General features: G+C 43.9%; 12 protein-coding genes. 2 read left to right on the top strand and 10 right to left on the bottom strand.

Features of this window, described 5'->3' with window-relative positions; all coding sequences use genetic code 11:
• Positions 1-29: 29 nt before the first annotated feature.
• Complete coding sequence (locus NC994_RS14370; RefSeq protein WP_190432929.1) at positions 30-605, top strand: hypothetical protein; 576 nt, start codon at positions 30-32, stop codon at positions 603-605.
• Between the two features lie 125 nt (positions 606-730).
• Here NC994_RS14370 and NC994_RS14375 read toward each other — a convergent pair whose 3' ends face one another.
• From NC994_RS14375 to NC994_RS14395, 5 genes are all read right to left on the bottom strand, one after another.
• A complete protein-coding gene (locus NC994_RS14375) occupies positions 731-1354 on the bottom strand; it encodes an antibiotic biosynthesis monooxygenase (RefSeq protein WP_190432930.1) in 624 nt (207 codons plus the stop codon).
• Positions 1355-1402: 48 nt separating this feature from the next.
• Entirely contained in the window at positions 1403-2056 is a 654-nt protein-coding gene (locus NC994_RS14380) for an antibiotic biosynthesis monooxygenase (RefSeq protein WP_190432931.1), read from the bottom strand.
• A 126-nt stretch (positions 2057-2182) separates the two neighbouring features.
• Positions 2183-3061, bottom strand: a complete 879-nt coding sequence (locus NC994_RS14385; protein WP_190432933.1) for an AraC family transcriptional regulator — start codon at positions 3059-3061, stop codon at positions 2183-2185.
• Positions 3062-3219: 158 nt separating this feature from the next.
• A complete protein-coding gene (locus tag NC994_RS14390) occupies positions 3220-5493 on the bottom strand; it encodes an ATP-binding protein (protein WP_190433111.1) in 2274 nt (757 codons plus the stop codon).
• A gap of 252 nt (positions 5494-5745) precedes the next feature.
• A complete protein-coding gene (locus NC994_RS14395) occupies positions 5746-6570 on the bottom strand; it encodes a M90 family metallopeptidase (RefSeq protein WP_190412436.1) in 825 nt (274 codons plus the stop codon).
• A 43-nt stretch (positions 6571-6613) separates the two neighbouring features.
• Here NC994_RS14395 and NC994_RS14400 point away from each other — a divergent pair, with 43 nt between their 5' ends.
• On the top strand, positions 6614-6751 hold the full coding sequence (locus NC994_RS14400; RefSeq protein WP_190432935.1) for a hypothetical protein: 138 nt from the start codon (positions 6614-6616) through the stop codon (positions 6749-6751).
• On the opposite strand, the gene NC994_RS14405 is transcribed toward NC994_RS14400, so the two are convergent.
• The 5 genes from NC994_RS14405 to NC994_RS14425 form a co-directional block, all read right to left on the bottom strand.
• On the bottom strand, positions 6748-8052 hold the full coding sequence (locus NC994_RS14405; protein WP_190432938.1) for an agenet domain-containing protein: 1305 nt from the start codon (positions 8050-8052) through the stop codon (positions 6748-6750). The two genes, NC994_RS14400 and NC994_RS14405, sit on opposite strands and share 4 nt — an antisense overlap.
• A 335-nt stretch (positions 8053-8387) precedes the next feature.
• The gene (locus NC994_RS14410) at positions 8388-8810 is read right to left on the bottom strand and encodes a Spy/CpxP family protein refolding chaperone (protein WP_190432940.1); all 423 of its coding nucleotides are present in this window, start codon (positions 8808-8810) and stop codon (positions 8388-8390) included.
• A 275-nt stretch (positions 8811-9085) separates the two neighbouring features.
• Positions 9086-9355 carry a hypothetical protein gene (locus tag NC994_RS14415; protein ID WP_190412439.1) on the bottom strand — a complete coding sequence of 90 codons (270 nt, stop codon included), beginning with the start codon at positions 9353-9355 and terminating at the stop codon, positions 9086-9088.
• The gene (locus NC994_RS14420) at positions 9352-9570 is read right to left on the bottom strand and encodes a hypothetical protein (RefSeq protein WP_190432941.1); all 219 of its coding nucleotides are present in this window, start codon (positions 9568-9570) and stop codon (positions 9352-9354) included. Before NC994_RS14420 ends, NC994_RS14415 begins: the two co-directional genes overlap by 4 nt.
• A gap of 316 nt (positions 9571-9886) precedes the next feature.
• Positions 9887-11218 carry a response regulator gene (locus NC994_RS14425; protein WP_190432943.1) on the bottom strand — a complete coding sequence of 444 codons (1332 nt, stop codon included), beginning with the start codon at positions 11216-11218 and terminating at the stop codon, positions 9887-9889.
• Positions 11219-11224 lie beyond the last annotated feature (6 nt).

Below are 11224 nucleotides of genomic sequence, written 5' to 3' on the forward strand. Positions count from 1 at the left end.
ATAAGAGGGAGGTTAATACGGTCGCGGCTATGTCTAAAAGCAAAAAGCACAATCTCAAATGGCTCAAAGAAACCTTAGAGCTAAAAGAAGACCATAACTGGAAATCAAAGCCAGGAACTCGGATCTTCGTAGCAGGACGAGGAGCCTTGCGCTTCGATGTCCCTGAGGATTGGCATTTTGAACCGGATGAGAAGTCATTCCGGTTTTTAGACAAAAAGCCACCCAACGATGATGCTCGCTTAGAAGCTTCTTTTAATTTACTCCCGCCTGGAAACTGGAAAGATTTTCCCTTGGTTCCCTTATTAAAGAAGGTAGTTAAAGATGATGAACGTCAGCCGATCGAGCAAGGGGAAATTATTCAACTCAAGCGTCAAACTGCCCGCATTGTTTGGACTCAGTTCAAATTTATTGACCCAGAAGAACACCGCGAAGCTTATTCCCGAACCTGTATTGGGCTAGGTTCTGGTGTTCAGTGTCTGATTACTTTTGACTACTGGGTGGACGATGCAGATCGCCTAATTCCTGTCTGGGATACGGTTATGGAATCGTTAGTGCTAGGGCTTTATATCCGCGATCCTCGAACTGGGCTGGCATTACCCGACTAGAGGTTGGGGGATCTAAATTCTCAAACTGTGATGGCAAGAAAAGTTTGCGATCGCTTTGTTCATTCCGAAGAGCGATCGCGCTGGTGCCTACGTGCAGCTAATAACCAACCTACAGCAGCTATCTATTAGGCTGTAGTCTGGGTGTGTACGACATTGTACAGATGAAATTCGTTTCGGGCTAAACCTTCCCAATACGGTTGCTCTGGGTTGAAACCAGGTTGCTTGAGAATTGCTTCAAACGCTTCCCTGCTCTCCCATTGACCGTAGTTAAACATTCGAGTACCATCTAGACTTCGATGAAAGGTAGCTGAGAGTAACCCCACTGAGTTACTCATCGCACGTTCTAATTCAGCAGAGGTTCGTCTAACCATCTCAGGTTGATTAATTGGCATCATCCGAAATTCAGCAAGGTGCGTCACTCGTTTGCCTTCAGCAATTTCAACTTCTGCCGATAGAGATCGACTAGCAGTTACTTCCAGTAAGCGTGAATCAGGCGGGAAGAATTCACTGAACACTGTTGGACGAGGCAAGCTGCGGTAATCAAATTTGGGATTCCATTGGCTATAAGTAAAAACCCGCACTCCATCTAAACTACGATGCACGCTGGCTGATACGAAGTAAGGATTGTCAATCCAAGATTTGATTTGCTCTTGGATAACTGCCTCAATCAAGGTTGACTGATGGCGCTCTGCAACAGTGTACAGGTCTAGCCCAACGATCGCAGTATTAGTCCGGTCAATCTGCACCATAGTTCTATGCTCTTAAACCATTCATTACATGATGATTTTGCTTCACTGCTATGAGTTAGTTGATTCGGTGAAGACTACCTCGTGAAGCGACATTTGAAACTCATTGTTGGCAAGCGAGCGCATCACCATGAGAGGCTCAGCCATCGGAGGATTCGCGTTCATCTTGGCATACAATTGTTGGGAACTCCACAGCCCATAATTGATAGCGCGGGCACCATCAAGACTTCGATGAAAGTGTGTGGTGATTAATCCTGCTTGTCCTGAGATTTGCCGTATTGCTTCTGCGGTCGCTTCTAAAAAGCGGGGCTGATTAGCAGGATCTTTCAATCTAAACATACCAAAGTTGATGAGTTCCCCCATGTTCGCTGTGATTTGCATTTGACTGTCTGCTGGCTCACTCATAAAAATGTCATAAAGATGAGAGTCTGGAGCAAAGAAACCAGTAATCTTAGTCGCCAGAGCGATATCGCGGTTATTGATATAGGCTTCATAACTAGCTAGATTTTGCCACTGCACATAATTGACAACACGCAACCCATCCAAGCTGCGATGAATTGCATTTGCAATGTATCCAGGTTGCTGTTTAAGGATGTCGTGAGTGTAGGCTATCAAACTATCTATCAATAACCATTGTTGGTCGGGCTGGGTAACAAAAATATCTAGTTCTGCCAGAACTGGGTTGTCCTTGAATACGGTAAGCATTTAGATGATTCCTCTGTACTGACTAAGGCTGATTGGTCAAACCAAAACGCAGCGAATTGTCCAACCAATAATACAGAGTCTGCTTACTGACGTATAGTCGTTTTTTGCGGTTTTAGAAGATTCTTGCTACTTTTTTAAAAATCGTTTTGGTGTAACTCCAGTAAGGCGCTTAAAGTGTCTGCCAAATTGGCTTTGGCTAGTAAAACCAACTTGCAGGGCAACATTTACAATACTCTGCTGCTCCTGCATCATTAATTCCTGAGCGCGTTCGATCCGGCGTTTAATCACATATTGGTAGGGGGAGTAACCTGTAGATTGTTTGAACAGTCGGGCAAAGTAATACTGACTCATACCGAGTTCTGTGGCGATCGCTTCTAAGGAAACATCTTCAGCTAGATGAGCCTGGATATAGTCGATCGCCTGTTGCAATTTATGGCTAGGCAAACGACCTGAGTAAGATCGTATTTCTCGCCTTCGAGTTGAATAGTGCCGTAATAGATGAACAGCTAATGCATTTGCCATCGATTCTGCATAAAGGCGATCGCTTAACCCGTCTATTTCTAGTTCGGTTTTGAGTGCCAAACCAATTTGCTGGATCAAAGGATCGCAAATCTTAAGCTGTGGCGCAACTTGAGCATCGTCTGCATCAACCGATTCGTATAGGGCAGAAGTAAACAGCTTCGGTTCAAGGCGAAGTAACAAGAATTCCGCATCAGTATCCCAAAACAGTTTGCGATGTAGATAGGGAGGTGTAATCATAATGTCACCTTCAGCCAGACGATTGCTGCTGCGTCGCCCATCTATCGTTCGTTCTAACTGAATCGGTTGACCAAGATGAATACTGAGGAGATAATTCGGAAGGCAACACTCAGACTCCTGATTAGCGGGTTGATGATGGTGTTCAACCTGAAGAATATCTGAGACAATGTCTTGACTTCGCAAAATTGGCGATCGCGGCACAACCTGTAAGACAGCATTTTTTTGGTAGAGTCTTAGTTTATGCACTCTCTTCTAGCACTTGTGCCGTACTTTCATTGTCTAAATTTTAGTATAGGCGATCGCATCGGCTAGATCGTTGTTGGAAAGCTTGCGATCGCATTCGCATTTACTCATATGTTATACCGCTCAGCTTGCTCAGTCCGCCTCGCATCCCCTGAATACCGTTAGATAGCAGCGCTGAGTTGTTGACGGATGGGAATCTGAATCACAAACTCGGTTCCCTCACCAGGAGTGGAGAAGCATTCCAATTTACCGCCATGCTTTTCTGTGACAATTTGATAGCTGATGGACATCCCCATCCCCGTTCCTTTCCCAACCGGCTTAGTTGTGAAGAAGGGATTGAATATCCGTTGCTGAATGTCTTTGGGAATACCAACGCCATTATCCGCGATCGCTATTTGCACCCATTGCGAATCAATCACTGAAGTGGAGATAGTGATTTGATCGGGATGGTCTTTTTTCTCCTGATACGTGCAATTGGCTTTGGTTTCTTCGAGTGCATCAATCGCGTTTACCACGATATTCATTAAGACTTGGTTGAGTTGTCCCGGATAACACTCCACAAGAGGCAACTTTCCATAGTCTCTAATCACTGCGATCGCTGGGCGGTCTGGTTTGGGTTTCAGGCGATGTTGCAAGATTAGCAGCGTACTTTCAATTCCTTCATGGATATCTACTTCCTTCATGTCCGCTTCATCCAATCGAGAGAACGTCCTTAACGATTTAACAATTTCTCGAATCCGTTCAGTCCCCAATTTCATGGATGAGAGCAACTTCAACATATCTTGGTTGAGAAACTCTAAATCTATCTCATCAATTTTGGCTTGAATTGCAGGCGTGGGAAGGGGATATTCTTGCTGGTAAAGCTGCACTAACTCTAGAAGATTTTGAGCATATTCATCGACAAAGGTGACATTGCCATGAATAAAGTTGACCGGATTATTAATTTCATGCGCTACTCCTGCAACCAATTGTCCCAAACTGGACATTTTTTCGGTCTGGATCACTTGTGCTTGAGTGCGCCGTAAATCAACCAGGGTTTGTGAGAGTTCTGCTGTCCTGACTTCGACTCGATTTTCCAATTCGGCGTTCGTCTGCGCCAGTTCGTTAAAGGAATCTTGTAACTGAGAAGCCATGTGATTGAAGGACTGTGCCACGGCATCTAGTTCTTTGATGTTGGTCGTTTCAACGGTTTGGTCTAACTGTCCAGTCGCGATCGCTTCGGATGCTTGGCTCAACTTTAAGATCGGACGAGTAATCCAGCGTGATGTATAGATTCCTAAAATCGTTGCCGCTGCCAATGCTCCCAGACACAGGAGGATAGTTGTGCGAGTGTTGGCATTAATTTGAGAAGTGAAATCCGATTCCGGCACGGTGACAACCACCAGCCAGTCTAAGCCAAAGCGATCGCGCCAGGGCGTGACTTGAATAAACTGACGCTGTCGGTTGAAAGTCACCTCAAGTTCTTGAGTATTTTGAAGGGTTGTGAAATTCTGGAATTGTTGTTTGAGTTTTTCTGCTACGGTGCGAATCAAGGGATCTGGGCTGTCTAGGGCACTGTGGCGTTTTGTCTCATCCTTGACTTTGTGTACAACGGGTTGAGTGCTGGAACTGCCAATCAGCAAGCCATCCCGTTCCATGATAAAGACTTGTCCGGAAGGGCTAACTTTCAAGTTCCTCAAGAATTCACTCACATTCGTGAGTAGCAAATCTACCATCAGAAGGCTGCGTAGCTTGCCCTTCTGGTCATAAATTGGGTATCTAGCAGGGACTGCAACATAGTAATTAAGACCAATGTCAGAAGTGCCGCTGTGGCTTTTTATTGCCTTACCTGCTTCAGTAATCTGTACCGTGTTCTCAAATGCGTATGTGTAGATACCAGCCCAGGCTGGCTTACCTGCTTTAATGATGTCTTTCACTCCTGGTGGTAAAAAAGGATCGGCCTGATAACTCTGCAAAAGGCTTTTCCGGTTGCCGCGTTGATCGGCGATGTAATCCGATGCCACACCGTTTCCAGGGAGATTTTCAAAAACCAGGAGATTCACGCCATTTACCCAACGCCCAGCACCTGATTCCCCACCATTCGGTAGAGCATAGCCAATGTAGCTGATTGTTTCAAATGCTCTAGCTTGACTCCAGAAATACTGTTCGCTAGCTTTAGGGTCATTCAGATTCAATCGTCCAGAAGCGATCGCATCCGCATTGACTTGGTTTAATTGCTGTGGCAGCGCCAGATATGTATCCAAGTGTTCATCAACCTGTTGACTCGCTTTGTCAATCAGTTGATTGGCTAGGTCATTGACTGCTTTCTGCCCGTTTCTAAATGACAGATAGCCGACTAACCCTACCGCTGCAAATATTTGTAATACAAAGGGAACGATAAGAATCAGACGCAAGGGAAACTGGTGCGTAGACTTAGCAGGACGAGCTGTTTTGATATTCAAGGGGGTCGCTCAGCAGAAGGTTTCAAGGAAGTACACAAAAGTATGGAATCTTACCTTATAGTTCCCGAATCTACTTTAGAAACATCATTTGAGCTTAAGTTTCCGTAGAAAGGCTTAAATGAGAGCGATCGCAGCTTAAGCCTTTGGGAGAATTGCGTGGTTTCGTTGCAGTCTGCGATTAAACAGCCTCGCTTGCGATCGGTGTAGTTGGGCGATCGCGCTAACCTTCGATGAAATTGAAACTATTCAAACCCACTGCACTGGATCTAGTTGATAGTAGCGTTGCAGTTGGTCATAAAGTGCTGGATGCTGCTTCAGCAATTGGCGGGGCTTTTCAAAAAAAGTCTCTGTTGCTACAGCAAAAAATTCGGCGGGATTCGTTGCACCATAACTATCCATTACGGTTTTTACGCCTCGTTGAATATCATTGCAGAGTTGTTGATATTCTTCTGTCATCACCTTTGCCCAAAGGTCATAGTCTGAATCTCGCTGCAAAATAGGAACACCCTCAGCTTTACCATCTTCTTGATCTAACTGATGGGCAAATTCATGAAGCACCACGTTATGTCCATCCCGCCAATTGTAGGTGTCTTGTTTCACCTGTTCCCAAGACAGTACCAGTTGGTCATTTGTCCACGATTCCCCCAATCTGGCTACACGTCTTTCTTCAACAATATAATTCCCGGTGTAAGCGGTTTCATTAACAAGATATGTGCTAGGGTAAACCAGAATCGAACGAAGTTTAGGAAAGTAGGTTTCTCGCTCGTTGAGTAAGAGTAAGCAGGCGACAGCCGCAATAATCACCTTCATTTCTTCCGTTACCGCTAATCCTCCACAACCAATAAATTGTTTTTCTGCTAAAAACACTTGAATGTGCCCCTGAAGCCGTTTTCGTTCAGCGGGAGAAAGAAAAAGGTAAACAGGAAGATTATTCTCAACAATCGCATTCCATAAGGGTAAAAAAGGACGCTGTTGCAGGCGGTTCCGTCGTCGTTTAACTAGGACAGGATTGACTAAAATCCCAGTGATAATCAGTCCAACGATCAGAAAAACAATAATTGTTTCAACCATTGACTTTTAAGACTTTTATGCTTTCTGATTCACAGATAAGCTTGTGGATGAAATATCTCTGAATTACATTATAGGATTACGCCTTTGTTGCCTGCCTGAAAAACAGAGCGATCGCTCTAATGGTGGACGACTGACCATGAGAGCGATCGCTGATTCGGCTCCTTGCTCATTCAGCAGTTAGCAAATCTCGTCCAGATCGACCCACTTGTCATAAGATGAATCGTAACCAATGTAATGAATAAAGTATTGCTGGCCTTGGATCTTCTCAATCGTTGCAGAATACCAATCTTCTTCTTCATCATCCCAACCTTTTACCTTTTGACCCACCGTATATCCGTTGTCATCGGATGAGCCACTATTGGGAATACGAATGTCATCTTCGTCAATCCACTCATCATGGGATGAACCGTAACCGATGTAATGAACAAAGTATTGGTTATCTTTAATTTTCTGAAGCGTTGCTTGATACCAATCTTCTTCCTCACTATCCCAGACTTCTACTGTTTGACCTACTGCATACTGATAGGTATCTGATATTACAGTTGAGGAAACATCTTGATGGAGCTTTGGCTCCTCTTCCGTAACTTCCTCTTTTACCAAAGTATGGGCTTTTAAAATTAGATTGCGAGCCACACTTTGAACTCCTGTATGCTCGTAGTAATTGGTGGTTTGATCCAAAAAAGCTGCGACGAAGTCTAAGTTATCATCAGCAATCTGGATAAAATTACCCAAACTATTAGAAATAGATTGCGGCGTGACGCCTGTTTTGGATACTAAATTCTGCATCCAGCCTTGCACAGAATTGAAACCCTGAGTGAGAAAACCAAGTTTATCAGAGGGATTATTTCCTGGTAGAAAATTCTGGACGGCTGAAAAAACCGGATTTTGAGCTAATACGCCAGTATCAGCATTACTAATCACTCCCTGAATCTTGTTGAGAAAGTCAGGACCCAATGGCAGAATTCCATCTATACAAACTAAAGCCATCATCCGCGTTAGGGATGCATCTTTATACTTGTTAGCGAGAGAATTAGCAAATTCTTGTGGATTCGGTTGGGGAATGCCATTCAGTTTACAGAAGGCGATAATTTCGATAGCGATTTTTAGAACAAGGTCAATACTTTGAGTTACGTCTGCTTTGGGAGTGATGTTGCCCAAAAAAGAGAGAAAGCTTATTTTTTCACTAACTTTATTGGCTAAAGCCGCCGCTGCCATCGCTGTATCTGCTTTATCAATTGTTTGATAAAGTTTGATTGCGGTCTGATAGCCTTGTTGAGGATCGTGATATAAAGCAACAGCGCGATCGCTGATTTTTTGAATTACCTTGGCATCAGTTTCTCCAGTAATACTACGGATACTATTATCAAACCCTACTAAGTTATTCCACTGACTTGGCACTACATAATCAAGAGCCTTTAAAACTTTAACCGTGATATTATCAGTTGGTAGTTCATCAACCAACTGAATAATTGATTTTTCCATACGTTGCTTCCTTGAAAACTAAGGTTTTTCTTGAATTGTACTCGATAAAATTTTGAGTCTTGGATTTATTTATATTTCATAACTCTTTTGGATTAATTAACTTTTAGAGGCAAAACAAGCCTATAATTAATAGCTATGAAAGAATATTTATAAAATTATTTTTCAATATTATTGGAAATTGAAACAGATGTTTTGCTAGACCAAATGCAGTCTGCGTTTGATGAAAACAAGAGGGCATGGGAAGTGATTATTCCCATGCCCTCTTGATGCTGTGTACTTGCTAGGTAAACTCTTTTCGAGCTACTTTTTCTTACAAAGCAATAGCAACGCCCCCGTTAAGACTGTGGTTGTTGACGGCGTTGACGCCATTGCTGGCGCAATTGCTCAAGTTGTTGTTTTTGCTCAGCAGTCAACACTGCTTCCATCTGGCTCTTGCTACTTTGGCGAACCGCTTGGAGTCTTGTTTTCTGGTCTTCAGTCAGGTTTAGATTCGGTCTTTGCCGTTGCTCTTTAGCAAGGCGCATTTGTTCCTTTTGCTCTGCGGTGAAAATAGCATCCATTTGCTGCCGCGTAGACTCTTTAATTTGCTGCATTTGGGCTTTTTGAGCATCAGTCAAATTCAGCTGGTCATACTTCATTCCTGCGCCACCACGACCAGGACCTGCAAAGGCAACATTGGTGAAAGGGGGAATCATTGGGGAAGCGGCAAGCATCAACGCGATCGCTCCTGGCAAGAAGAACAAAGATTTCATCTTCATAACTGTGCAAATTCCGGGTTATTAATGTGTAGCAACAATGCATTTGATTGTTGTATTACCTTAGACCGGGCAAGAGTAAAGATGGTTCAGTCTTGGTTAAAAATCATTGTCTCCTATTCGCCCCATCTCTCAGATGCATTGCCTATAGCCTTTACTAAGCAAAGGAATAAGCGGTTGAGAGATTCACAGAATTGTTCGCTTATGAAATGCGATCGCGTAGCGTCCCAAAGGCGAGCGCACTTCGCACTTACAGCCAAAACTAATCTGAGCGATCGCTATAACTGGGAGAGCAACTTGTCGTAGTCTGTATGTGTACCAATCCAAAACCACACAATACCATTCTCGTTTCTCACGCCGACAGCACGATAACTTTTACTAACACGAGCAGAATAGATAGGAAGGGTAGGATGGACTTGCTTGAAGCGAAGACTAGGATGCCAAGGATCTTGCTTGAACTGCCGATATGCGTCGCGTGCTTGTTGCTGAACCTGCTGAGGAATAGTGGCAAATGCTTTGCGAAACTGAGATGTTGTTCTAGATTTCACAGGGTTTCTGGATCTAACTCTTGGGTTTTGCCTGCCCGATCTTCAGCTAATGCCTCTGCTGCAAGTTTGGCAAGCATATCCTGAGACTGTGAAAACCCTCTATCCCAAGAAGCTTCATCTTCAAGCTCTTCAAGGATAAATGCTGCGATTGCATCTTGTTCGGTTTCAGGAAGCTGCATGACTCTTGCGATCGCCTGTTCAAGTAGCTTGGTCATGGTTGTTGCATTGTTGCAGAAAATACTCTGTAATCATTGTACTGTTCTGTTCTAATCCAAGAGCCTGAAACTCACTTACAACCGAACTTGACGAGGCAATGTAATCTTGGTCGTTCCACAGATAACCTGGCGGTAACTTGACACGGTTGCAACTGCGATCGCACTTCTATATACAGCCAAAACTAATGTGTGCGATCGCTTTCTTCATTCCTGCTTGCGATCGCGCTCTTATGGCAGGGTTAGACACACCCTAAATAGCTTCATTGCTCAACTCAGAACTTTCACCGTATGAGGTATTTAATAGCAGCAGTGAGTTCTACGTGACCCTAGCTGCTGCTAGAGTGGCTAGCCGGATTGGTATGGCGATCTTAAACTCTGTACCCTGACCTGGTGCTGAAATGCACTCAAGTTGACCGCCATGTTTCTCGGTAATAATTTGATAGCTAATCGGCAACCCCAAACCTGTACCTTTGCCAATAGGCTTGGTCGTAAAGAATGGATCGAACACCTTATGTTTGACTTCCTCCTTAACTCCCGTTCCGTTGTCACTAATTCGGATACAAACATGACGTTGATCTAACATTTCAGTGCGAATCCGGATTGTGGCACCGTTGTTTTTTTGGCTATTATCCTCCGAAAGCGAACTATTCAGCATTGACTCCTCTAAGGCATCAATGGCATTAACAATTAAGTTCATAAACACTTGGTTCAGTTGAGCTGGATAACACTCAATTTCAGGCAAAACACTATACTCCTTTATTACCTGAATACCCGTATGCTCTGGATTTGGTTTCAAGCGATGTTGCAGAATCAGAAGAGTACTCTCAATGCCTGCATGGATATCTACGGTTTTCACGCTAGCTTCGTCGAGTCGAGAAAAATTGCGTAAGCCTTGGACAATCTCAAAAATTCTGCGCGTTCCTACTTTTATAGAAGATAAACTTTTCGGCAGATCGGATAGAAGAAATTCGAGATCGATTTCTTGTGCTTTCGCTTGCACTGCTGGCACAGGATTGGGATAGTGTTGCTGATAAACCTGAAGTAAACTCAGGATATCTTGCATATATTTATCAACGTGGACTACATTACCATCCACAAAATTAATCGGGTTGTGAATTTCGTGGGCAATTCCTGCCACAAGCTGACCCAGTGCAGACATTTTTTCATTTTGCACCAACAGCAATTGCGACTGTTGCAGTTGGGTTAGTGCAGTTGATAGCGCTGCTGTTCTCTCCAATACTCGATTCTCTAGTTCTTGGTTGAGGTGATAGAGCTTGAGGTGAATTTTCACACGCGCAAGCACTTCCTCCTGTTGAAAAGGTTTAGTAATGTAATCTACTGCCCCTAGTGTCAATCCTTTCACCTTATCTAAGGTGTCAGAAAGAGCGGTCATAAAGATTACCGGAATTTCTTGAGTAGCTGGCGAGGCTTTGAGACGACGACAAGTTTCAAAGCCATCGATTCCCGGCATCATCACATCTAGCAGGATCAGGTCTGGAGAGACTGATTGCAACCTCTCCAGCGCGCTTTCTCCACTCTTAGCGACTAACACTCGATACCCTGCCTCTTTGAGCAACTCAAACAAGACCTTTGTATTGTTCGGATTGTCATCGACAATCATAATTAGACTGGTTTGATGAGCACTCATAGTTAG

It is taken from the genome of Trichocoleus sp. AS-A1 (genome assembly GCF_039962015.1).
GTDB lineage: Bacteria > Cyanobacteriota > Cyanobacteriia > Cyanobacteriales > FACHB-T130 > FACHB-T130.